The organism is Rhodopila sp. (assembly GCF_965277165.1).
In the GTDB taxonomy this organism is placed as follows: Bacteria; Pseudomonadota; Alphaproteobacteria; order Acetobacterales; family Acetobacteraceae; genus Rhodopila.
Genome location: NZ_CBDICE010000006.1, coordinates 2,448,296 through 2,472,001 on the forward strand (window position 1 = coordinate 2,448,296; position 23,706 = coordinate 2,472,001).

Sequence of the window (23,706 nt, forward strand, 5' to 3'; positions counted from 1 at the left end):
ACCACCGGCTCTCGATCAACCGCGTTCAACACCACGGAGATCACCATGTCAGCCCCGGACCACTACCAACTTCTCGTGCTCGGCTCCGGCGAGGGCGGCAAATACCTCGCCTGGCACATCGCCCGTTCGGGTAGCCGCGCCGCCGTCATCGAGCGCAAGCTGATCGGCGGTTCATGCCCGAACACCAATTGTCTGCCCAGCAAGAACGAGATCTGGAGCGCCAAGGTCGCCGACCTGGTGCACCACGCCGATCGCTTCGGCCTTCGCACCGGGCCGGTCAGCGTGGACATGGCCAAGGTATTGGCGCGCAAGCGCGATATGGTCAACGGCCTGATCGACATGCATCTCGGTCTGTTCCAGGCCAGCGGCGCCGAACTGATCATGGGTTCGGGTCGGCTGCTTGCCGCCAGGACCATCGAGGTCAGTCTCAACGACGGCGGCACCCGGGTATTGACCGCCGACCGGGTGGTGCTCAACCTCGGCTCGCGCGCCGCCATTCCAGATATCCCCGGTCTCGCCGCGGCCGCGCCGCTGACCAACGTCGAGGCGCTCGAACTCGACCGTGTGCCCGACCGGTTGATCGTCATCGGCGGCGGATACGTCGGCCTGGAAATGGCCCAGGCGTTCCGCCGCTTCGGAGCCGCGGTGACCATCGTCGAACCGGCCTCTGAACTCGCCGCGCGCGAAGACCCCGACGTCGGGTCCGCGCTGCTCGAAATGCTGCGCGAGGAAGGCATCGACATCCATCTGGGCGCCGCAGTGCGCTCGGTGCGAGGCCGCTCCGGCGACGCCGTCACATTGCAGGTGCGCGGGTCGCTGGGCGATGAGGTGATCCAGGGCAGTGATATCCTGGTGGCCACCGGCCGCACCCCCAACACAACGGGCATCGGTCTCGACGTCGCCGGCGTGGCGCTCGACCCCCGCGGCTACGTCGCGGTCAACGACCGGCTGGAGACCAGCGCCCGGGATGTCTGGGCGATCGGCGACTGTGCCGGCAGCCCGCAGTTCACTCACGTCTCGTTCGACGATTTCCGCACCATCCGGGGCAACCTGGCGGGTGGCAATCTCAGCACACGCGACCGCCTGGTGCCGTATTGCATGTACACCGAACCGCCGCTGGCGCGCGTCGGCCTCAGCGAAGCCGAAGCCGGCCGCCAAGGCATCGCCGTCCGCATAGCGCGGCTGCCGATCGTCGCGGTGCTGCGCTCGCGCACCATCTCGGAAACCCGCGGCTTCATGAAGGCGGTCGTCGACGCCGCCAGCGACCGCATCCTCGGCTTCACCATGTTCGGCGCCGAAGCGGGTGAGGTCATGGCCGTGGTGCAGACCGCGATGCTGGCGGGCATGCCCTACACCGGCCTGCGCGACGCCATCATCGCCCACCCCACGATGGCCGAAGGGCTCGGCCCGCTATTCGCCAACGTCCCGGGCCGCTAGCGCGCGATCGCTTTTGGGGAACCACCAAAAGCGTGAATTGCCTCCTGTAAACAATGATTTGCAGGGCATTATCGGTTCAACCGGAAGCGATAATGCCGTGGGACCGCCCCAACGCATCAGCCTGCCCTCCGACCCTGCCGCGCCGTCCACCGAGCCGTCACACCACGAGACAATTTCGCCCGCACCCGCTAAACACCGCCCATGCGCTACCGCGTCCAGCACATCACACGATACGCCTACGGCACCCCGGTCGAGCTGGCCGCCCACATGGTCCATCTGCGGCCACGCCCGCGCCCTTGGCAGACGGTCATTTCCGATCGTATCATTACCGAACCGACACCGGCGCGCCGCCGCGATGGGCTGGACCATTTCGGCAACCATGTCACCTGGCTGTTCCTCGATCTGCCGCACGCCGATTTCAAGGTGACCGCGGAATCGGTGGTCGAGGTCAACTGCCCAGCCCCCCCCGCCGCCGACGCCACCTCGCCGTGGGAGGACGTCGTCCAAGCCACCCGCGCCCACGATGGCTGGCAGGAAGTGGAGTTTCAGTTCCCCACCGCGATGACCCCGCTCGATCCCGGCTGCCGGGACTATGTCAGCCAGTCGTTCACCCAGCATCGTCCGGTGCTGGACGCCCTGCTCGACCTGAACAGCCGGTTCTACAACGAATTCCGCTTTCGCTCAGGCGTCACCACCGTCTCGACCCCGGTGTCGCAGGTGATCGCCCGCCGCGAAGGCGTCTGCCAGGACTTCTCGCACGCTATGATCAGCGGCCTGCGCGGCATCGGCATCCCGGCGCGCTATACCTCGGGCTATATCCGCACCAGACCGCCCCAGGGGCAGGCCAAGCGCCAGGGCGCCGACCAGTCGCACGCCTGGGTCGGCTGCTGGCTGGGGCCCCGGCACGGCTGGGTCGACCTCGATCCCACCAACGGCATCGTCGTCAAGGACGAGCACGTGCTGCTGGGCTGGGGCCGCGACTTCAGCGACGTCAGCCCGGTGCGCGGCGTGATCCTGGGCGGCGGCGACCATGTCGTGCGGGTCGCCGTCGATCTCGAACCGGCCGAAGACCGGACCCCGAGATGACCGGCGCGCCGCCCCAAACCCATCGCGCCCAAACCCGTCGCGCCCAAACCCGTCGCGCCCAAATCTGTCGCGCCCAAATCTGTCACCCGACCCATCGCTGATGCCGACCCTGACCGTCACCCACACCACCACCTACCGCTATGCCGTTCCGGTGCGCTTCGGCGAGCACCGGATGATGATGCGCCCGCGCGACAGCCACGACCTTCGTCTGCTGGAAACCGCGCTGATCGTGCGCCCCATCGCAACCACGCGGTGGATCCACGACGTCTTCAGCAACTCCGTCGCCATTGTCCGCTTCAGCGAACCCGCCGCCGAGCTGCACGTCGAATCGCGGTTCCGCGCCGAACACTATCCCCTGGCCGAAGGCGGCATCGAACTCGCGGCCCAAGCGCGCCAACACCCGTTCAGCTACGACGCCGAGGAAGTCCCCGATATCGGCCGCACCATCGAACGCCACTACCCCGACCCGAACCACCTGGTCGATGCCTGGGCGCGCCGCTTCGCCGACCAGCCAGGGGATCGCGCGACGATGCGCATCCTCGCCGCGATGACCCGAGCGATCCAGGCCGAGTTCACCTACAACCCGCGCCATGAGACCGGCACCCAGGACCCTCTCACCACGCTCAACACCAGGGCCGGCACCTGCCGCGATTACGCGCTGCTGATGATGGAGGCGGCGCGCAGCCTGGGCTTCGCCGCGCGCTTCGTGTCCGGATACCTGTACGACGACTCCCTGCTTGGCGGCGGCGTCGGCAGCCTGGTCGGCGGCGGCGCCACCCACGCCTGGCTGCAGGTCTACCTGCCCGGCGCGGGCTGGGTGAGCTTCGATCCCACCAACGGCCTGATCAGCGACCGCAACCTGATCCGCGTCGCCGTCACCCGCGACCCGTCGCAGGCGGTGCCGCTGAACGGCAGCTTCATGGGGAAGCCGTCGGACTTCATCGGCATGGACGTGCGGGTGGAAATCCGAGCGTAGAGTTTGGCGCGGGCTACGCGCGCCTTGTTTCGCCCATCGTGGTCATGCGGCAACGCTGCCGTTCCGCTTCGATGCCGCCGATCGAAGGGTCGTGGCTGAACTCTTCATGAGCACGCTCCGCGTCTGATGCAAAGCTGCCCCGCCTGCTCCATATAGGGTTCATGACAACCTACACGATCGTTCCGACGACTGATGGCACCGGATTCCATATCGGTGTGGCGGGCAGCAATGGCGCTCGGCAGACCATGCTGGGGTTCACCTCAAAGCAAGAGGCCGAGGCCTGGATCATCCAGGATAAGCGGCTGAACGGCGACGTCGCGGCCCAGCCGCAACAGGCCCCAACGCAGCAGGCAACGACGCAGCAGGCCCCGACGCAGCAGAGTTCGGCTTAGCAGAGTTCGACGCAGAAAAGTTCGGTTTAGCCGAATTCGGCGCAGCAGAGCTTGGCTCAGCCAACTCGCTCAGGATCGTCGCCGTGTCGAGTGAGTGCTCAGCCTGCGCAGCCGCTCCAGGCAAGCCCGGCAGGTGACGTGCTCTGCGGGCGGTTCCGCCCAGCCGGATGCCGACCCCGGTTCGGTCGCACAAAGCGCCATCCGGCAATGCGGTGTCACCGCGTGGTAGGCGGCCCGGCGGCCCGCCGCTGGGGTTGGTCCATCCTTGCGCAACGCCACGAATGTCCGACCCGAATCGAAAATGCCCGCCTCCCCGGATCCATCTGACGACGTTGCTAAGCCATTAACGCCGGGCCACCAAGAGGCTTTCCCACGACATCGTGCGACAGGCATCTTGTGACCCGCGCGATCCGGCCTACGATACCGCGTGATCAAGCCCCGACCGAGACCGCACCGCGACCGGCCTCAACCGCCGCGCGCACCGACCGCCATCGGCTACTCTCGGCTGCGGCGATGATCGATCTGTCACCCCTGGTGGCCGCGCCGGGCGCGTCGTCCCTGCCCTATTTCGACCCGGCGTTCGCCGAACGGGCGCTGGTGCTGCACGCCGCGCGACCGCGCCGATGGCACCCCGGCACGCCGGTGCTGTTGGTCCATCACGGTGTGGGACGCAACGGCCGCGACTATCGCGACTACTGGCTGCGCCACGTCGATCCCGCCAACCTGCTGGCGATCGCGATCGAGTTCCCGGAGGCCAGCTTCCCGCAATACCTCTGCTACAATTTCGGCAACCTGCACACAGCCGAGGGCATGGCCAACCCGCGCCGGCAATGGACCTTCGGCATCGGCGGCAGGCTGTTCGACCAACTGCGCGACCAGGGCATCACCACCACCGATCGGTACGGCCTGTTCGGCCACTCGGCCGGCGGCCAATTCGTTCACCGCATGCTGTCTTTCGGCTATCGCGACCGGGTCGCGGTCGCGGTCAGCGCCAACGCCGGCACCTACGCCATGCCCGACCTGGCCACGGCATGGCCGTGGGGCCTCGGCGCCACCGAGGTCGCCGCCGACGACCTGCGCGCGCTGCTGACCTTCCCGCTCACCATCATGGCCGGCACCGAGGACACCAAGACCACCGGGCGCTTCTTCCCCGGCGGTCCGAAATCGATGCGGCAAGGGCCGACTCGCCACGCCCGCGCCCACACCTATCTGCGCCGCGGCCGGCAGGCCGCCGCCGGCCTGGGCGTGACGCTGGCCTGGAGGCTGATCGACGTGCCCAATGTCGGCCACGACGGACGTAAGATGTCCGACGCCGCGGCGCCGCTGATCGCCGATGCACTGCGCCGGAACGCGGAGTGCTGAGTTCAGTCAACACCTCCTTGTCAACGCCCCCTTGGACTGCGAGCGGTTTGCGGCCTAACCTGTAATCTTAAAAAATCATCGGGGGCCGGCGAATGAAGCGACGCAGCGTGCTGAAGACAGCGGCGGCCATCTCCGCAAGCCTCGCTGCGCCACGGGTCGGCCGCGCCGACGCGGCCAAGCCGGTGATGTTCGTCCCCCACGCCGACCTGGCGTCGATCGACCCGGTGTGGACCACCGCCGACATCACCCGCAACTACTCGCTGGCGGTGTTCGACACGCTGTACGGCTACGACGCGCAATTCCAGGTCCAGCCGCAGATGGTCGAGGGCCAGAAAACCGAGGACGACGGCAAGACCTGGGAACTGACCCTGCGCGAGGACCTGGCCTTCCACGACGGCCAGAAGGTGTTGGCACGCGATTGCGTCGCCACCATCAAGCGGTTCTGCGTCCGCGATCCGTTCGGCCAGGCGCTGATGCAGCGCGTCGGTGAGATCACTGCGCCATCCGACACGGTGATCCGCTTCCGCATGAAGCAGCCGTTTCCGCTGCTGCCGAACGCGCTGGCGCAGGTCTATTGCGCGATCATGCCGCAGCGCCTGGCCGAGACCGACCCGATGAAGCAGATCCCCGAGGCGATCGGCAGCGGCCCGTTCAAGTTCCTGGCCGACGAGCGCATCCCCGGCTCGCGCGTCGCCTTCGCCAAGAACCAGGCCTACGTGCCGCGCAAGTCGGGCACCCCCAGCTTCAACGCCGGCCCTAAGATCGTCTACGTCGATCGCGTGGTGTGGAACTTCATCCCCGACCCCGCCACCGCGTCGGCCGCCTTGCAGCAGCGCGAGGTGGATTGGTGGGAAAACCCCAGCCTCGACCTGCTGCCGCAGATCAAGACCTACAAGGACGTCACCCTGGTGGTGAAGGATCGCACCGGCGAGATGGGGTGCCTGCGCTTCAACCAGTTGTTTCCCCCGTTCGACAACCCGGCGATCCGCCGCGTCGTGGTCGAGGCCATGGACCAGAAAGAGGTGATGGAGGCGGTCGCCGGCGCCGCACCCTCGCTCTACAAGACCGATATTGGCCTGTTCGTGCCCGGCACGCCGATGGCCAGCAGCAACGGCGTGCAGGTCACCCGCGGCCCCAAGGACTACGCCAAGCTGAAGCAGGACCTGGCCGCCGCCGGCTACCACGGTGAGAAGATCGTGGTGCTCGCCGCCACCACCATCCCGACGATCTGGGCCGAGGCGTCGGTCGCCGCCGACACCCTGACAAAGGTCGGCTTCAACGTCGATCTGCAGTCGATGGACTGGGGATCGGTGGTGCAGCGGCGGGCCAGCCGCGAGCCACCCGCCAAGGGCGGCTGGAACATCTTCTTCACCTGGCTGGGCGGCTTCGGCAACATCTCACCGGCGCCGAACATCGCGATCCGCGGCAACGGCGCGGCGGCCTGGTTCGGCTGGCCGAAGAACGACAAGATCGAGGCCCTGTACACTCAATGGTTCGAAGCGCCCGATCCGGCCGCGCAACAGAAGATCTGCGCGGCGATGCAGGCCGCGTTCTGGCAAAATCCGACCTATGCGCCGCTTGGAATGTATGACCAGCCGACCGCGTTCCATAAATACATGCAGGATGTGCCGGAAGGCTGGCCGCAGTTCTATAGCTTGAAGAAAGCCATCTAGTCGCGGATGAAACTATCCGACATGACCGTAGCCGCCACCAGGCTCGATGCTCTCGACCGCTATCTGGCGCCGACGGTGCTTGTGCCGTTCGCCGACGACATGGCGCGGCGATTGTCGCGCATCAGCATGGGTCCGCTGCTGGAGCTCGCCGCCGATACCGGGGTGCTGACGCGCGCGGTGGCGTCCACCCTGTCGGCCGGCATGATCATCATCGCCACCGATCCCGACCCGCTGATGGTTGCACACGCCTCGACCCGCCCAGGGGTCGCCCGCGTCACCTGGCAGCAGGCCGATCCCGCCGCGCTGCCGTTCGCCGATGCGACGTTCGGCATCGTCGCCTGCCATTTCGGCGTCGTTACCATGCCGGACCGGCCGGGTGCGTTCCTGGAGACCAGGCGGGTGATGAAGCCTGGGGCGCGGTTCGTGTTCAGCCTGCCGGCGCATATCCGCCACAACCCGGTGGCCGATTGCCTGAACGACGCGATGACCGAACGCTTCCCGACCGACCCGCCGGCCTTCCTGGGCCGCGTGCTGCACGGCTACGCCGACAACGACAGGGTCGATGACGACCTGACCGAAGCCGGCTTCACCGATGCCATCTATACCTCAGTGGAACTGCCCTTCGTCGTCGCCTCCGCCCGCGACGCGGCGTTAGGCTATTGCCTGGCCACAGGGCTGCGCGGCGAACTGGAGGCCCGCGGCGACATTGCGGCGGCGATCGAGTTCGCGGGTGAGGCGGTGCGCCGACGGTTCGGCGACGGCGCGATCGAAAGCACCATGCGGGCACACGTCGTCTCCGCAGCCGGATGACCCAGGTGGTGGTGATCGGCGGCGGGGTGGTCGGGCTCGCCTGCGCCATCGAGTTGCTGGCTGACGGCCACGTGGTAAGCGTGCTGGAACCGGGCGTTCCGGGTGGCGAACAGGCGGCCAGCTACGGCAACGGCACGCTGCTCAATCCCAGTTCGGTGATCCCGATGTCGGCGCCGGGGCTGTGGAAGAAGCTGCCCGGCTACCTGACCGACCCGCTGGGGCCGCTGACCATCCGCTGGTCGTATCTGCCGCGCATGCTGCCCTGGCTGCGCCGCTTCCTGGCTGCCGGCTCGACCGCCGCCAAGGTCGCGGCCACCGCGCGGGCGCTGCGGCCGTTGCTGGCCGACGCACCGGCGCTGCACCGAAGGCTTGCCGAACAGGCCGGGGTCGGCGAGCTGATCGGGCGAGGCGGCGTGCTGTTCGTGTTCCCCGATCGCGCCGCGTTCGAGGCCGAGGCACTGGCCTGGTCGGTGCGCCGCGACAACGGCGTGAAATGGCTGGAACTGGACCAGGACGAACTGCGCCAGCGCGAGCCTTCATTGGACCGACACTATCGTTTCGGGGTGCTGGTCGAGGATAACGGCCAATGTCGCGATCCGGGTGCCTATGTCGCAGCGTTGGCCGAACACGTCACCGCGCTGGGCGGGCGGATTGTCCCCGGCGGCGCGAGCGGGCTGCGGATCGAGGCCGGGCGGCTGCGCGCGGTGCGCACCGGCGAGGGCGAGATCGGCTGTGACCAGGCGGTGATCGCAGCCGGAGCGTTCTCCAAGCCCCTGGCGCTGGCGGCGGGCGATCGTGTGGTGCTGGAAACCGAGCGCGGTTATCACGTGGTGATTAGCGATCCGGGGGTGGAACCGCGCTACCCGGTGATGCCGAGCGACGGCAAGATGGCGTGCGTGATGACGCCGGGCGGGCTGCGGCTGGCGGGACAGGTGGAGCTGGCCGGGCTGCGGGCGGCGCCCGACTGGCGGCGGGCCGAGGTGCTGCTGGCGTTTGCTCGCAAGGTCTATCCTGCTCTGCCGGCGGACCTGCCGGCGGAACGGGTGAAGCTGTGGATGGGGCATCGGCCGTCGACGCCCGACGGGCTGCCGGTGCTGGGCCGGGCGTCAGGCTGCAAGGACGTGGTGCACGCCTTCGGACACGGCCATGTCGGGCTGACCGCAGCGGCGATGACCGGCAAGCTGGTGGCCGATCTGGTAGCCGGGCGTTCGCCTCCGTTCGACCTGGCGCCCTATGCGGCGGCGCGGTTTCGCTGAACGAGGGTGGTTGGCGGTCTGTGGTTGGCGGTCTGAGTCTGGGCGGGGGTCGGAGCAGCTGCGGGCGATGGTAGCTGCATTTCATCGCCTGGAGCATAAATTCAATCATTAAGCTCAGCATTATCTCCGCGGGGAAGAGAGGCTATGTTCATTTTCATCGAGGCCGGACATATCGCCCGACGATGAATGGAGAAATCCGATGAAGAACCTTATCCTTGCTGCCTTCGCTGCGCTGAGCCTTGGTGCGGCGGTTGTGCCGGCCTATGCCGCCAGCACGGTGCCGGGCACGGCGCAGGCCACTGAGATGCAGCGGCTTGGCCAACTGTAATCGCCAGGACCAGCGTTGCCGAAGCAGGGGCCGGGTTATCCCGGCCTTTTTGCTATTTGGCGTGGGGACGCCGGGGGGACGATCGTGGGGTGCGACGCAGGCTGAGGCCGTGGGGCTTTCGCATGACCGGTGGGGCGCGAGGACCGGGTTCGCCGGCGAGGGCTAGACCATTTTCAGCCTGACTGTGCATGCTGAAAATGGTCTAGCTCTTTGTATTGTCGCACGATTCACGCCCCGGGGACGTTCCGCTCGGGGCGATCGTGCTCTAGTCCCAGCCCGCGCGGCGGGGATCAGCGATAGGTTCCGCCCCCGAGTCCACCGAACAGGAACATGACGACGAGGATGATGACCAGCAGGCCGAGGATGCCGCCTAGGCCGCCTCCGCCGTAATAGCCTCGGCGATGGCCGTAGAAGCCTCCGCCGCCGAACAGCAGCACCAGGATGATAACGATCAGAATTAGTGACATCGGCTAGTTCTCCGTCTGTGGGTATCCTGGGGTTCGACTTTGGCGGATGGCGGCTGGCTTCGATCGTTGGCCTGCGATTGTCGTTTTGGCATTCGCGGGCGACGACTCGGCAGGATGGAACACTACAGCACGATGGAGCTGGGCGGAATGTCCACCACCGTAACAATCTTGCGATCGAACGATGCGCCAGGCGGGTGTCGGGGCGCCTTGGGTGATCATTCACCGCGGTGAGGGTCATTCCGGGGCAGGATGTCCTTGATATAGTCCCGGCTTTTCCATTCCGGCGCGGGCGGGTCGTAGCCGGGGCGCGGCAGGTAGCCGGACAATCGTCCGCCCTGAAGATCATGCACCGCGCGCGGGCAATTGGAGAACATCTCACATTCGACGCGCACCACAAGTTTTGCCCCGTGGTGGCGCGCCAGGGTGTCGGCATCGTCCACGATGGCGGCTCGGCCGTTGATGCGGATGCGGGCGGTGGTGCCGTCGAATTTAACGAATAGCAGCCCGACATTGGGGTTTCGGCTGATGTTGCCCAGCGTGCGATACATCGAGTTGCCGTCGTATTCGGGGAACTCGAGGGTGCCGAGGGCGACGATCTTGACGAAGCCGGGCATGCCGGAGCGCATGCTGCAATCGCTGTAGTCGCCGAACGATGTGGCGATGAAGAAGAACGGCGCGGCCTCGATCAAGGCGCGGTCTTCGTCCCAGAAATCGTATCGGCGGCGGTGCTGGGCCAGTCTGTCGGCGACGCGGCGGCCATCGAACCGGTCCTGCAACGCGCGCATGCCGTCGTGATAAAACGGCCTTGGTTCGGTCATTGAGCGGTCTCCCCGCGGATGGAATTCAGCATAGCACATCAGCGCGTGCCACATCAGCGTGGCACTTCGGCGTGGGATCGGGGGCGACGATTGGCGCGGCACGAATGGTTTCGGCACGGCGTGACGTGGGTGAGCGGGGCGGGCCGTGACATGGGGTGGGCGGCGAGACGTGGATGGGTGACGAGACGTGGGTGGGTGACGAGACGTGGGTGGGTGACGGGCGGCATGCCGCGGGGTGGCGGTGGAGTGGTGGTTGACATCGATATGACGACCGTCATGAGTTGACCGACATTGGTTGGAATTCGGCGTGGGACCTGGGGTGATGGCGCGGCTGTTTGCCGGGCGGCTGCACTACGCTTGGGTGGTGGTGGCGCTGATGTTTGTCGTGATCCTTGCCTCGGTGGGGGTTCGGGCGACGCCGAGCGTGCTGATCGTGCCGCTGGAGCGGGCGTTTGGGTGGAACGCGGCGGTAGTCTCGGGGGCGGTGTCGCTGAACCTGCTGCTGTTCGGGCTGGTCGGGCCGTTCGCCGCCGCGCTGATCCAGGTGATCGGGCTGAAGCGGACGGTGCTGTGCTCGATGGCCCTGCTGGTCCTGGGGTCCGGGCTGAGTGCGTTCGTGTCCGACATCTGGCAGTTGTATCTGACCTGGGGTGTGCTGGTCGGGCTGGGATCGGGGGCCGGCATGGTCGGGCTGGCGACGGCGATCGCCAACCGCTGGTTCGCGCGCCGGCGTGGCCTGGTGGTGGGGCTGCTGACGGCGAGCAATGCGTCCGGGCAATTGGTGTTCTTGCCGCTGTTGGCTCGGCTGGTGGTGTCGCATAGCTGGCATATCGTGCCGCTGGTGGTCGCCGGCGTGATCCTGGTGTTGATCCCGGTGGTGCTGTTGGTGCTGCCGGAGAGTCCGGCCTCGATCGGGCTGGGACCGTTCGGATCGGAGGAGGTGGTAGCACCGCCAACGCGGGCGGCGGCGGGACCGCCGACGCGATCTGGAGTTGTGGGACCGCCGGCGTTGTCGGGGGTGGCAGGACCGCCGGCGCGATTGGGGGCGTTCGGCATCGCGATCGCGGGGTTGCTGCGGGGGGCGCGGTCGGTCGATTTCTGGCTGCTGTTCATCAGTTTCTCGGTGTGCGGGTTTTCCACCAGCGGGTTGGTGGCGACGCATCTGATCCCGTTCTGCGTGGATCACGGCATCGCCGAGGTCAGCGCCGCGGGGCTGCTGGCGGCGATGGGGGTGTTCGACCTGTTCGGCACCACGATTTCGGGCTACCTGACCGACCGCTTCGACCCTCGGATCCTGTTGTTCTGGTATTATGGGTTGCGAGGGCTTTCGCTGGTGGTGCTGCCGTTCACTAATTTCGACGTGGTCAGCCTGACGATCTTTGCCGCTTTCTACGGGCTGGACTGGGTGGCGACGGTGCCCCCGACGGTGGCGCTGACTAACGAGGTGTTTGGCAAGGACGACGCGCCGGTGATCGTGTCGTGGATCGTGGCCGGGCATCAGATCGGCGGGGCGCTGGCGGCGCTGGGGACGGGCGAGACTCGGTATCTGACCGGCAGTTACGTTCCGGCGTTCCTGGCGAGCGGCATCGCCTGCCTGATGGCGGCGCTGCTGGTGCTGCGGATCGCCCGGGGCGGCAGGGCGGTTGCGGTGGCGGCGGGGTGACGCGGTCTGGGTCAGGTGGGCCAGAGACCATGGGGATAAGGCTGGCGGGATCGGGTTGGCGGGGTCAGGCTGGCGGGGGACCGGGCTGGGTCGATGGCACGACGGCTGCCGCCGCCTGGGCGGCGTTTGCGGCATTGCGGCGGAGGTTCTCGGTGATGATGCGCGCCGCGTGGCGCTGCCGGGCGGAGCGTGTCCAGGGCAGGCCTCTGCCGCTGTCTTGCGGAGTCTGGAGCGGCGGTTGGATTGACGGCGGTGGGTTGGCGGCCAGGGTTGGCGCGGCGGTTTCGCTGGCGGCGGGGATTTCGCAGCCGGCGAGAGGTTCGGGGCCGAGCGGCGGTGGCGCCGCGGCGGCTTTCGGGGCGAGGTCGGCGGGCGCTTGTGAGGCGTCGGCGCGGGCGGACATCAGTTGATCGAGCTTGCGGCGGGCCTTGTGGCCCTCGCGGCTGAGATTGACCGCGCCGGCGCGCAGCCGCAGCTTCTGGTTCAGCGACAGGTCGGGCGCGGCGGAATCGCTGAGCGCCTCAAGCGCGTGGAAGCTGAAGCTGACGATGTCGGCAGCGAGTTCGAGTTCGGCGTCGGTTGTCGTGTGGTAGGCGGCGAGCAGGCAGCCGGCGGCGTCGCGGGCTGCGGGCAGGTCGCCGTTGGTGGCGACGAGAAAATGGCGGGCCAGGTGGCCGAGGACGGTGTCGAGGATGGCGGGGTTGGTGGCAGGTGGCTGCGACATGGGCCTCGGTTTGGGTTGGGGTTGGGGTTCGACGTTCGTTGCTTGAACAATATGTGAACGTCAGGCAGATTGCAAGACTTTCTTCCCAAATACACGGCGAATTGGTAAACCGTGATGGCACAAATCCAGGTAATCATTCTTAATGGCGTTGGCAGCGTGGGCAAAAGTTCGACCGCGCGGGCGCTGCAGATGATCGTGGTGAGACCGTTCCTGCATGTTGCGATGGACGCGTTCATCGACATGCTGCCGGCTTCCATGCTGGGCCACCCGGACGGCTTGATGCTGGAGACGATCGAGGGGCGGGAACAGCCCTTGGTCAGGGTCCGGTCGGGGCCGGTGGTCGAGCGGGCGATGCGGGGCATGCGTGGCGCGGTGGCGGCGATGGCCGCGGCCGGGAACAACCTGATCGTCGATGAGGTGATGATCGGCGCGGAGAAGGCGCGGGACTACCGTTCGCTGATGGCTGGGTTCGAAGTTCGCCTTGTCGGTCTGTTCGCGCCGCTGGAGGTGTTGGAAGCGAGGGAGCGCGGGCGCGGCGATCGGCAGTTGGGTTTGGCGCGCTGGCAATATGATCGTGTGCATCGGGAGATGGTTTACGATCTGAGGATCGATGCGGGCCGGACCACGCCGCTGGAGAACGCGGAGCAGATCCGCGATGCGTTTGGGCTTTGAGTTTGGGCTTGTTCAGTGGCGCGGCGTCAGGCGGACCATGGCTAGGTGATCGGGTTGCGTGGTCACGATGCCGACTGGCAGGACGGGGCGGGTATCGGTTCGGGTGAAGCGGAACCGGCCGGTGAGCGCGGCGAGCACCAGGACAGCCTCGGTCATCGCGAACTGGGCGCCGACACACACCCTTGGCCCGGCGCCGAACGGCAGGAAAGCGAAGCGCGGCGGCGGCGGCTGATCGGGCATGAACCGGGCCGGGCGGAAAGTCTCGGGGTCGCGCCACAGGCCGTGATGGCGGTGCAGCACCCAGGGCGCGATCATCACCAGGGTTCGCGGCGGTAGCTCGAGGTCGCCGATGCGGTCGCCGCCGATGGCCTCGCGCACGATGGTGAATGCGGCGGGAAACAGCCGCAGTGTCTCGTTCACCACCGCGCGGGTGCGGTCCAGCGTGGCCACGGTTTCGCAGGCAGCCTCGGGTTCGATGGTGACGGCGGCGGTCTCGCTTGCCAGCCAGTCCTGCTCGGTTGGCGCATCGGCCAGCATGGTCAGTGCCCAGAACAGGGTGACGGCAGTGGTTTCGTGTCCGGCGACGATCAGCGTGGCGATCTGGTCGCGCAGTTGCGCAGGGGAGAAACCGGCGCCGGTTTCGGGGTCGCGGGCGGCCCGCAGCAGATCGAAGAGATCGCGCGGCTGGTCCGGTTGCGGGGTTGCCAGGCGGGCGCGCAGCATGGTCTCGATCAATGCCATCCAGCGTTGTCTGAAGCGGGCGCGGCCGATATCAGCGGGTGTCGGGATCGCCGGCGGCAGCAGCATGTCGAGCATACGCGGCTGGGCATGGCTGGCGCCGAATTCGGTCAGCATTCGCCGCATCGGCGGACCGTACTGATCCATCTCCAGCGAGAACATGGACCGCCCGGCGATGTCCAGCGCCAGGGTCTGCATGGTGGCCAGCAGGTCGATCGGTTGATCGGCCTGCGCTTCCAGCCGGGCGAGGGCTGTGTGGGTCACGGTTGCGACGTGGCGGCCCAGCATTGGCATTACCCGCGGGGTCAGCGCCGGGGCGACCGTGCGGCGCTGGAACTTCCAGTCCTCGCCGTCGGCCAGCAGCAGGCCGGCGCCGGTGATCGGTCGCAGGATGCGGATCGAGGCGGGGGAACGGCGATAGTTTGCCGGATTGCCGACCAGGACGTGGTGGATCGCCTCGGGTGCGTTCAGCAGCACGTTGGTGCGCCCCATGAAGCGGCGCACCGTGCTGTCCTGGTGATAGGCACTGCGCGGCCAGATGGTCAGGGTATTGGTGCGGATCGCGCGCAGGAAAGCGCGCAGCTTCAGCGGCGCCTCGGGTGGGTCGGGAACGGCGGGACGCAGGGTCATCGGCTGGCTATATGGGTGTTCCGGCCAGGCGCGCCCATTCACCTATTGGGCAGCGCGATTCTGCGGCCGGCGCCGTTCGGCGGCGTGGCGGGGGCGTATTCGCTGACCGCGCGCCGCAGGGCGGCGTACTGGTCGGATGGGAATGGCCGCACCCGACGGACCGCCATGTCGATGTGCAGCGCCATCAATTCCTGCACCGCCGAGCGGTCGCCGCTTTCCGCGTGGAACATTTCGTGTAAGTAATGGATGCGTTTGGTGTCGGCGCCGAGCAGCCAAGTGCGCACCAGGAGGCGGTCGTCGAGGTGGACCTCGCGTTCATAGAGCGTGTGGGTTTCAGCGGTGAAGCAGGAATTGCCGGAGGCCTGGCGGTAGGCGTCGCCGATCTCCAGCGTGCGGTAGAGCGCGTCGGTGGCGTAATCGAACACCACGACGTAGTAGGCAAGGTTCATGTGGTTGTTGGAGTCGATCCACTCCGGGCGGACCTGGTCGTGGTGTTCGATGATTGGCCGGCTGATCAAGCGGGTTGCCTTTGGTAGTTGCGCGGCGGGCAGCCTGTTGGCGCGGCCGGTATCGGTCAAGCGGCGAAAGCGCCAGTGTTCCGCGCCTGAAGTTTGCCATAGCGAGTGAACATCAGCCTGGGGCCCTGGCTTTTTGTTGTCAGTGGCCTGGGTCGGGCTGGAGCCCAGGGGTCGCGGCGCCGGCGGCTCGCGGGGTGGGGACGAGCGCGGTGTGCGGCGCGGCTGTCACTCGCGAAACGGGATCAGGATTTCAAGCACTTCGGACATGGCGTCGAACAGCATGGTGCGTCCGTTTGCCGGCTGCACGAAGATACCGTCGCACGAGCGCCACAGCATCCAGCGGCGGAACGCGCAATTTTTCTCGTACAGCGCCAGGAGTTCCTCGTATTCCTCGCCTTCGGCGCAGACGTCGAGTTCGATTGCCATGCGCAGGCCGTGGAACTCGGTCCAGGCCTGGAGCAGGAGCAAGTCGGGAATATCGAATGCAGTGCCGGTGGGCAGCCTGGCGGAGCTACGCGGTATTTGCATTTTGATCCTCCTCAACGGCGGCCGGGCGACGCCGGCCTGTTCACAGATAAGTGATAGATGACCTCACATTCCCGTGAGCTTGCAACTACTTTCTGATGAAAGAAATAGTGCCATAACGTTTTTTGGATCGGGAATGAGGCTATGTCTTATGTGCCGCCGACAACGTTCTGATATGGTTTGAATAAGTCGAAATTTTTGATTCGTAATAGCATAATATATGATACCATATTTATTACGGTATATTGTTACTCCTAATTCACGAAATCTGGAGCTCGGGGGATTCGATTCGCTCGCGACCATTTGATTCCAATTGGCGGCCTATCACCAGCCTGTTATCGAAGACGCCGACAAAGGAGCGTTCGATGCGGCAAACTCCGGCAATCAACCGGTCCAGGCCCCCAACGGGAGTTCAGGTGAAGCTCGCGACCTGCGATCAGGAACGCATGATGCGTGGCCTGGTGCATGGCGTGATCCTGTCGCTCGTGGTCTGGGTGGCTGCCGGATATGTCACTTTTGTGCTGCGCTGAGCGGCCGCACCAAAATCGGTTCCGCGATCGCCCCCGTTGCCAGACTGGCCGTTTCCGACTGGCCGTTTCCGACTGGCCGTTTCCGACTGGCCGCTTCCGACTGGCCGCTTCCGACTGGCCGCTTCCGACTGGCCGCTTCCGACTGGCCGCTTCCGACTGGCCGCTTCCGACTGGCCGCTTCCGACTGGCCGCTTCCGACTGGCCGCTTCCGACTGGCCGCTTCCGACTGGCCGCCCAGCCGCCTCCCCTGGGGGGCCTCATTCCGCGCTGAGCGGGCCGGGTTCGGGTGACATCGGGTGCCAGATAGCGCCACGGCGACCGGCCAGGCGTTCCAGCGCCAGATACACCACCGGCGTGGTGTAGAGCGTGAGCATCTGCGACACGATCAGGCCGCCGACGATGGCGATGCCTAAGGGGCGGCGTAGCTCGGACCCGGTGCCGAAGGCGAACGCCAGCGGCAGCGCTCCGAGCAATGCGGCCAGGGTGGTCATGATGATCGGGCGGAAGCGTTCCAGGCAGGCGGAATGGATCGCCTCGAACGGTGACAGGCCGCGCTGGCGTTCTTGTTCCAGAGCGAAATCGACCATCATGATGGCGTTCTTCTTGACGATCCCCATCAGCAGGATGATCCCGATCAGCCCCATGACCGAGAGCTCGGTTCCGGTCAGCCACAGCGCCAGCAGGGCGCCGAGGCCGGCCGATGGCAGGGTGGAAATGATGGTCAGCGGGTGCAGTAAGCTTTCGTAGAGCACGCCCAGCACGATGTAGATCGAGATAAATGCCGCCGCGATCAGCAGCGGCTGGGAAGCGAGCGACTTTTTCAAATACTCGGCGTTGCCGGCGAAGCCGGTATGGACGTTGTCGGGCATGCGCAGTTCGCGGGCGGCGTTCTCGACCGCGGTTTCGCCGGTTTGCAGCGCGACGCCGGGGGCCAGGTTGAAGCTGAGCGTGGCGGTGGGGAACTGGCCCTGGTGGCGCACCGCGAGCGGGGTTGTACCGCGCTCGAAGTGCGCCACCGCCGACAGCGGCACCTGTGCGCCGTCTGCGGCTCCGACGTAAAGGCGGCTGAGCAGCGAGGGATCGGTCTGCAGCCTTGGGTCGATCTCCAGCACCACCTTGTACTGGTTGCTTTGGGCGTAGATGGTGGAGACCTGGCGCTGGGCGTAGGCGTTGTTCAGCGCGTCGTCGATGTCGCTGGTGCGCACGCCCAGCCTTGCCGCGGCGTCGCGGTCGATGATCACGTTGATCTGCGGGCCCGCCTTGTCCTGGTCGGAGGCGACGTCGACCAGGCCTGGCGTGTGCTTCAGCTTGTCCTCCAGCGCCTGCGCCCAGTGCCGCATCTGGCCGAGGTTTTGCGCGGTCAGCGCGTATTGGTATTGCGAGCCGCCCTGGCGGCCGCCGCCGCGCAGGTCCTGGGCCGAGAACAGGAAAGTCTGGATGCCCTTCACCCGACCCAGCTCGCCGCGCAGGCGGTCGATGACCGCCTCGGCCGAGAGCGATCGCTGGCTGCGCGGCTTCAGGCCGATGGTCATCCAGCCTCGGTTCAGCGAGGACCAGCCGGACGACACGCCGACGGTGGAAGACACCGTGGCGATGGCCGGGTCGGCCAGCAGCACATCGACCGCCTGGCGCTGCAGGTGTTCCATGGTCTGGAATGAGACGTCGGGGTCGGCCTGGGTCGAGCCCTGGATGATGCCGGTATCCTGCTGCGGCATGAAGCCCTTCGGCACCACGCCGTACATCCTTATCGTCAGCACGACGGTGAGCAGCGTCAGCAGCAGCATGAACACCCGGTGCGCCAACGCCCAGTCCAGAGTGCGGGCATAGAATTGCTGGGTGCGCCGCAGCGCGGCGTCGATGATCCGCCATAGTCTTCCGTGCCCGCCTTGGGGTTCGGCGACGGTCATGTAGCGGCCGCAGATCATCGGCGTCACCGACAGCGAGACCACGGCGGAGACCGCGATCGCCATGGTCAGGGTCATGGCGAATTCGTGTAACAGCCGGCCCAGGATGCCGCCCATGAACAGCAGCGGGATGAATACCGCGACCAGCGAGATGCTGATCGACATCACAGTGAAGCCGATCTGGCGGGCGCCGACCCGGGCGGCCTGCATCGGGGGCATGCCGCGTTCGGCGTGGCGCACGATGTTCTCGATCATCACGATGGCGTCGTCGACCACGAAGCCGACGGAAACCGTGAGCGCCATGAGCGAGAAGTTGTCGATCGCGTAGCCCATGAACCACATGCCGGCGAGGGTTCCGCTGATCGAGAGCGGCACGGTGACGGCGGCGGCCAAAGTGGGGATCAGCCGGCGCATGAAGATCAGCACCACCATCAGCACCAAAGCGACGGTGATCAGCAGGGTGTACTGCACATCGGCCACGCTGGCTCGGATCGTGGTGGTGCGATCGGACATCACCGAGACCTGGATGCCCGGCGGCAGCCAGCGCAGCAGTTGCGGCAACAGCGCGCGCACGCGGTCGGCGGTGGCGATGACGTTGGCACCGGCTGCCTTGTGGATGGTGAGCAGGATCGCCGGCTGCTTTCCGTCCCAGGCGGCCAGCCTGGTGTTGGTGGTGCTGTTGATCACGCGGGCGACGTCGGACAGCCGCAGGATGGCGCCCTTGACGGTCTTGATGATCAGCGGGCGGTATTGCGCGGCCTGCCAGATCTGGCCGTTGATGCCGATCGAGGACGCCTGGGCCGGGCCCTCGAAGCCGCCCAGCGGTTGCAGCACGTTGGCGCCCCGGACGACGGTATAGACGTCCTCTGCGGACAGCCCGGCGGCGGCGAGGCGGGCGGGATCGAGCTGGATCCGAACCGCCGGTTTCTCCGACCCGTTGACGGTGACCTGTGCCACGCCTGGCGACTGCGACAGGCGCTGCGCCAGCATAGTGTCGGCGGCGTCGTAGATCTGGGCGGTGGACAGCGTGGACGAGGACAGCGCGATCTGCAGCACCGGCGCGTCGGCGGGGTTGAACTTGCGGTAATAGGGCCGGGTCGGCAGGTCCGCGGGCAGGTCCACGGTGGCGGCGTTGAGCGCGGCCTGCACGTCGTGGGCGGCGCCGTTGATGTCTCGGTCGATGTCGAACTGGATGATGATCGAGGTGTTGCCGACCGCGGAGACCGAGGTGATCTCGGTGACGCCGGCGATCACCCCGAGGCGGCGCTCCAGTGGGGCGGCGATCGAGTTGGCCATGGTTTCGGGGTCCGCGCCGGGGCGGGCGGCGAACACGATGATGGTGGGGATATCGACGCTGGGCAGTGCGGCGACGGGGAGAAAGCGGTAGGCGACGAGGCCCGACAGCATCAGCCCGATCGAGAGCAGGATGGTGGCGACCGGGCGGGGGATGAACAGATCGGAGAAGCGCATCGGTCAGCTCTTTCCCGCGCGCGAGCGGGGATGCAACCGGGAGGCAGCGCTGTCGTTGAGGGAGTCCCCACTTTTTGCGAGATGTCGATGCGTCGAATGCTGCTGATCGCTGGCTGCACCCTGATGATGGCGGGCCTGGCCGCCTGCCACCAGGAAGGACCGGCGGAGAAGGCCGGGCAAAGCCTCGATAACGCCGGACAGAAGGTGCAGGACACGCTGAATCCGCCGCAGGGGCCGGCGCAGGCGACCGGGCGCAAGGTGGATCGGGCGCTGGGGAATTAGTATCCCGCAACCGGATGAAAAGCGCGGGCTCGGCATGTTGGCGACGCGCTCCCGTTGTGAGCCCCGGCGGAAACGATCAGGATAATAGCACGCGAAATCTCGGATCATTGCTTTGATAGGTTTAGGGTGAGGGGCGAGATCGGTCCGCCTGATCTTTGGGACTCACTCCGCCGCCGCCGGTTCGGCTGGACGGGGACCGATCAGACGCAGACGCAGGGTTTCGAACGCCATGTAGACTGCCGGGGTGGTGTAGAGCGTGAGGAACTGCGACAGCAGCAGGCCGCCGATGATGGTGACACCCAGCGGGTAGCGCAGTTCCGACCCGGCGCCGCGTTCCAGCACCAGCGGCAGCGCGCCGAGCAGGGCGGCCATGGTGGTCATCATGATCGGGCGGAAGCGCAGCAGGCAGGCCTCGCGCATCGCTTCTTGCGAAGACAGGCCGCGGGTGCGTTCGGCCTCGATCGCGAAATCCACCATCATGATGGCGTTCTTCTTGACGATGCCCATCAGCAGCACGATGCCGACAAGTGCCACCAGCGACAGATCGATGCCGCAGACCATCAGCGCGAGCAATGCGCCGATACCGGCCGACGGCAGAGTGGACAGAATGGTGATCGGGTGGATCCAGCTTTCGTAGAGCACGCCGAGCACGATGTAGATCACCACCACCGCGGCGAGGATCAGCCAGGGTTCGGCGGCCAGCGAGGACTGGAACTCGGCGGCGTCGCCCGAGTAGTTGCCGGTGATGGTTTGCGGCATGCCGATGTCGGTGGCGGCGCGGGCGATGGCGTTGACGGCGTTGCCCAGCGCGTAACCCGGCGCGAGGTCGAAGCTGAGAGTGACGGCGGGAAATTGCTCCTGGTGGGTGATCACCAGCGGGGCGGTGACTTTTTCGATGCGCGCGATCGCCGAGAGCGGCACCTGGGCGGTGGGTGTGGCGGGCATCTGGGCGGGGGTTGTGCCGGACCCTTGAGTAGTGGCGGACCCTTGGGTGGTGGCGGACCCTTGGGCGGTGGCGGACCCTTGGGTGGTGGCGGACCCTTGGGCGCCGGTTGTGCCGGGCGGCTGGGCGGTGGCGGGTATGCGCAGCAGCCGCAGGCTGTCGGGATCGGCCTGCCATAGCGGATCGGCCTCCAGCACCACGCGGTATTGGTTGGCCTGGCCGAAGATGGTGGAGATCTGGCGCTGGCCGAAGCTGTCGTAGAGGGTGTCCTCGACCGCTTGCATCGACACGCCGAGGCGCATCGCGGCATCGCGGTCGACTACGATCTGGGTGCGCAAGCCGTCGTCCTGCTGATCGCTGGCGACATCGCGCAGTTGCGGCAGGGTGGCGAGTTTGGCGCGCAGCCGGGGTGCCCAGACGGCCAGTTCGGCGGCGTCGGTATCCATCAGGGTGTATTGGTATTGGGTGCGGCTGACCCTGGTGCCGATCTGGATGTCCTGCACCGGCTGGAAGAACGCGGTGATTCCGGGGATCGGGGCGATTGCCGCCTTCAGCCGAGCCAGCACGGTGTCGAGCGGGGCGCGCTGGCCGACCGGTTTCAGCGCGATGGTCAGCCGCCCGGTATTGGGTGTGGTGTTGATGGTGCCGGCGCCGACGAAGGAGACCACGCCGGTGACGGCGGGGTCTCGGCGGACGATCTCGGCCATGCGGGTCTGGAGTGCCAGCAGCTTGGGGATCGAGGCGCTTTGCGCGGCCTCGGTGACCGCCAGGATGACGCCGGTGTCCTGGCGCGGCAGGAAGCCTTTTGGCACCACCGCGTAGAGACCGAGCGTGCCGGCCAGGGTTAGCGCGCCGACCGCCAGGACGAGGGGCTGGCGGGTGAAGCTCCAGTCCAGCGTTCGGCGGTAGCCGGCGAGCAGCTTATCGAAGCCGCGCTCGCTGATGCGGGCGAGCAGGCCGGGCTTGTGGTCGTGGGTAGGGCGCAGCAGGCGGCCGCACATCATTGGGGTGAGGGTCAGCGAGATAACCGCCGAGACGACGACCGAAACCGCCAGGGTGACGGAGAATTCCTTGAACAGGCGGCCGACCACGCCGGTCATGAACAGCAGCGGGATGAACACCGCGATCAGCGACACGGTGAGCGAGACGATGGTGAAGCCGATCTGGGCGGCGCCGCGGAACGCGGCCTCGAGTGGCGGCACGCCGCGTTCGATGTAGCGGACCACGTTTTCGATCATGACGATGGCGTCGTCGACGACGAAGCCGGTGGCGACGGTCAGCGCCATCAGCGACAGGTTGTCGAGGCCATAGCCCAGCATCTGCATGACGCCGAAGGTGCCGATCAGCGACAGCGGCAGCGCGACAGCGGGGATGCAGGTGGCGCGCGGGCTGCGCAGGAAGGCGAAGATCACCAGCACGACCAGGACCACCGAGGTTATCAGGGTGTATTGCACGTCGGCGACCGAGGCGCGGATGGTCTCGGTGCGGTCGGTGACGACGGCGATGTCGATGCCCGTTGGCATTGCCTTGCGCAGCCGGGGCAGTGCTTCCTGGATCGCCTGCACGGTCTGCACGATGTTGGCGCCGGGCTGGCGCTGGATGTCGAGCACCACGGCCGAAGTGCCATCGTAGGTTGCGGCGACGCGGTCGTTCTCGACGCCGCCGATGACGCTGCCGACCGCGGAGAGCCGCACCGGGGCGCCGTTGCGCCAGGCGATCACCAGGTTCCGGTAGGCGGCGGCATCGACCAACTGATCGTTGGCGCCGAGCGAGAACGCCAGCCTGGAGCCGTCGAAGCCGCCCTTGGCGCCGTTGACGTTGGCGGCGGCGACGGCGTTGCGGACATCCTCCATTGCCAGGCCGTAGGCCGCCAGCCTGGCCGGATCGACCCGCACCCGGACCGCGGGGCGCATCCCGCCTTGGACCGTGACGCGCCCGACGCCGGCGATTTCGGACAGTTTCGGTTGCAGCAGGGTATCGGCGGAGTCGCTGACGACGTCGATCGGGACGCGGTTCGAGGTCAGCGCCAGGGTGAGGATCGGCGCGTCGGCCGGGTTCACCTTCGAGTAGGTCGGCGGGTATGGCAGGTTGGTGGGCAGCGTTGCGGCGGCGGCGTTGATCGCCGCCTGGACGTCCTGGGCGGCGGAATCCATCGACCGGTTGAGGCCGAATTGCAGGGTGATCTGGCTGGTGCCCTCGGCGCTTTGCGACGTCATCAGCACGAGCCCGGGGATCTGGCCGAACTGGCGTTCGAGTGAGGCGGTGATCAGGGTTTCAGTCGTCTCGGGGCTGGCGCCGGGAAGCTGGGTGACGACCTGGATGGTGGGAAAGTCGACCTCCGGCAGCGCCGAGACCGGCAGCGCCCGGTAGCCCAGCGCGCCGGCCAGCAGGATCGCCAGTGCCAGCAGCCAAGTGGCGATCGGGCGGGCGATGAACGGTTCGGAGATGCTCATCGGAGAGACCGATGGGTTCGGGGGGCCGGCGGCGTTTGGCAAGTTCCAC

At 66.9% G+C, this 23,706-nt stretch carries 20 protein-coding genes; 12 read left to right on the plus strand and 8 right to left on the minus strand.

Annotated elements, in window-relative coordinates; translation table 11 throughout:
• Positions 1 to 45 precede the first annotated feature (45 nt).
• From ACQY4Y_RS23475 to ACQY4Y_RS23515, 9 genes are all read left to right on the plus strand, one after another.
• Positions 46 to 1,437, plus strand: coding sequence for a dihydrolipoyl dehydrogenase family protein (locus ACQY4Y_RS23475; RefSeq protein WP_428492988.1), 1,392 nt, complete (start codon positions 46 to 48; stop codon positions 1,435 to 1,437).
• A gap of 201 nt (positions 1,438 to 1,638) precedes the next feature.
• Complete coding sequence (locus ACQY4Y_RS23480; protein WP_428492989.1) at positions 1,639 to 2,523, plus strand: transglutaminase family protein; 885 nt, start codon at positions 1,639 to 1,641, stop codon at positions 2,521 to 2,523.
• A 100-nt stretch (positions 2,524 to 2,623) separates the two neighbouring features.
• Positions 2,624 to 3,499 carry a transglutaminase family protein gene (locus ACQY4Y_RS23485; protein ID WP_428492990.1) on the plus strand — a complete coding sequence of 292 codons (876 nt, stop codon included), beginning with the start codon at positions 2,624 to 2,626 and terminating at the stop codon, positions 3,497 to 3,499.
• Between the two features lie 161 nt (positions 3,500 to 3,660).
• Positions 3,661 to 3,891: a hypothetical protein gene (locus tag ACQY4Y_RS23490; protein ID WP_428492991.1), complete on the plus strand. Its 231-nt coding sequence runs from the start codon at positions 3,661 to 3,663 to the stop codon at positions 3,889 to 3,891.
• 513 nt (positions 3,892 to 4,404) lie between these two features.
• Positions 4,405 to 5,253: an alpha/beta hydrolase gene (locus ACQY4Y_RS23495; RefSeq protein WP_428492992.1), complete on the plus strand. Its 849-nt coding sequence runs from the start codon at positions 4,405 to 4,407 to the stop codon at positions 5,251 to 5,253.
• Positions 5,254 to 5,345: 92 nt separating this feature from the next.
• Complete coding sequence (locus ACQY4Y_RS23500) at positions 5,346 to 6,926, plus strand: ABC transporter substrate-binding protein (protein WP_428492993.1); 1,581 nt, start codon at positions 5,346 to 5,348, stop codon at positions 6,924 to 6,926.
• A 21-nt stretch (positions 6,927 to 6,947) separates the two neighbouring features.
• The gene (locus ACQY4Y_RS23505) at positions 6,948 to 7,736 is read left to right on the plus strand and encodes a class I SAM-dependent methyltransferase (protein WP_428492994.1); all 789 of its coding nucleotides are present in this window, start codon (positions 6,948 to 6,950) and stop codon (positions 7,734 to 7,736) included.
• The gene (locus ACQY4Y_RS23510) at positions 7,733 to 8,992 is read left to right on the plus strand and encodes an NAD(P)/FAD-dependent oxidoreductase (protein WP_428492995.1); all 1,260 of its coding nucleotides are present in this window, start codon (positions 7,733 to 7,735) and stop codon (positions 8,990 to 8,992) included. Before ACQY4Y_RS23505 ends, ACQY4Y_RS23510 begins: the two co-directional genes overlap by 4 nt.
• Before the next feature lie 199 nt (positions 8,993 to 9,191).
• On the plus strand, positions 9,192 to 9,320 hold the full coding sequence (locus ACQY4Y_RS23515) for a hypothetical protein (protein ID WP_428492996.1): 129 nt from the start codon (positions 9,192 to 9,194) through the stop codon (positions 9,318 to 9,320).
• Positions 9,321 to 9,610: 290 nt separating this feature from the next.
• Here ACQY4Y_RS23515 and ACQY4Y_RS23520 read toward each other — a convergent pair whose 3' ends face one another.
• Both ACQY4Y_RS23520 and ACQY4Y_RS23525 read right to left on the minus strand, forming a co-directional pair.
• Complete coding sequence (locus tag ACQY4Y_RS23520) at positions 9,611 to 9,787, minus strand: DUF3309 family protein (RefSeq protein WP_428492997.1); 177 nt, start codon at positions 9,785 to 9,787, stop codon at positions 9,611 to 9,613.
• A gap of 215 nt (positions 9,788 to 10,002) precedes the next feature.
• Positions 10,003 to 10,605: a pyridoxamine 5'-phosphate oxidase family protein gene (locus tag ACQY4Y_RS23525; RefSeq protein ID WP_428492998.1), complete on the minus strand. Its 603-nt coding sequence runs from the start codon at positions 10,603 to 10,605 to the stop codon at positions 10,003 to 10,005.
• 322 nt (positions 10,606 to 10,927) lie between these two features.
• Here ACQY4Y_RS23525 and ACQY4Y_RS23530 point away from each other — a divergent pair, with 322 nt between their 5' ends.
• Positions 10,928 to 12,268: an MFS transporter gene (locus ACQY4Y_RS23530; RefSeq protein ID WP_428492999.1), complete on the plus strand. Its 1,341-nt coding sequence runs from the start codon at positions 10,928 to 10,930 to the stop codon at positions 12,266 to 12,268.
• 64 nt (positions 12,269 to 12,332) lie between these two features.
• On the opposite strand, the gene ACQY4Y_RS23535 is transcribed toward ACQY4Y_RS23530, so the two are convergent.
• Positions 12,333 to 12,992, minus strand: coding sequence for a hypothetical protein (locus tag ACQY4Y_RS23535; protein ID WP_428493000.1), 660 nt, complete (start codon positions 12,990 to 12,992; stop codon positions 12,333 to 12,335).
• A 114-nt stretch (positions 12,993 to 13,106) separates the two neighbouring features.
• On the opposite strand from ACQY4Y_RS23535, the gene ACQY4Y_RS23540 reads away from it, so the two are divergent.
• Positions 13,107 to 13,664: a chloramphenicol phosphotransferase CPT family protein gene (locus tag ACQY4Y_RS23540; RefSeq protein ID WP_428493001.1), complete on the plus strand. Its 558-nt coding sequence runs from the start codon at positions 13,107 to 13,109 to the stop codon at positions 13,662 to 13,664.
• Positions 13,665 to 13,676: 12 nt separating this feature from the next.
• Here the strand turns inward: ACQY4Y_RS23540 and ACQY4Y_RS23545 are convergent, their stop codons facing one another.
• The 4 genes from ACQY4Y_RS23545 to ACQY4Y_RS23560 form a co-directional block, all read right to left on the minus strand.
• Positions 13,677 to 15,032 (minus strand): cytochrome P450, encoded by a 1,356-nt coding sequence (locus ACQY4Y_RS23545; protein WP_428493002.1) that lies wholly within the window; start codon positions 15,030 to 15,032, stop codon positions 13,677 to 13,679.
• A 38-nt stretch (positions 15,033 to 15,070) separates the two neighbouring features.
• Positions 15,071 to 15,550 carry a thioesterase family protein gene (locus tag ACQY4Y_RS23550; RefSeq protein WP_428493003.1) on the minus strand — a complete coding sequence of 160 codons (480 nt, stop codon included), beginning with the start codon at positions 15,548 to 15,550 and terminating at the stop codon, positions 15,071 to 15,073.
• 225 nt (positions 15,551 to 15,775) lie between these two features.
• Positions 15,776 to 16,078, minus strand: coding sequence for a hypothetical protein (locus ACQY4Y_RS23555; protein ID WP_428493004.1), 303 nt, complete (start codon positions 16,076 to 16,078; stop codon positions 15,776 to 15,778).
• 784 nt (positions 16,079 to 16,862) lie between these two features.
• Complete coding sequence (locus ACQY4Y_RS23560) at positions 16,863 to 19,979, minus strand: efflux RND transporter permease subunit (protein ID WP_428493005.1); 3,117 nt, start codon at positions 19,977 to 19,979, stop codon at positions 16,863 to 16,865.
• 87 nt (positions 19,980 to 20,066) lie between these two features.
• Between ACQY4Y_RS23560 and ACQY4Y_RS23565 the strand changes: the two genes are divergently transcribed.
• A complete protein-coding gene (locus ACQY4Y_RS23565; protein ID WP_428493006.1) occupies positions 20,067 to 20,261 on the plus strand; it encodes a hypothetical protein in 195 nt (64 codons plus the stop codon).
• Between the two features lie 162 nt (positions 20,262 to 20,423).
• Here ACQY4Y_RS23565 and ACQY4Y_RS23570 read toward each other — a convergent pair whose 3' ends face one another.
• Positions 20,424 to 23,657, minus strand: a complete 3,234-nt coding sequence (locus ACQY4Y_RS23570) for an efflux RND transporter permease subunit (protein ID WP_428493007.1) — start codon at positions 23,655 to 23,657, stop codon at positions 20,424 to 20,426.
• Positions 23,658 to 23,706 lie beyond the last annotated feature (49 nt).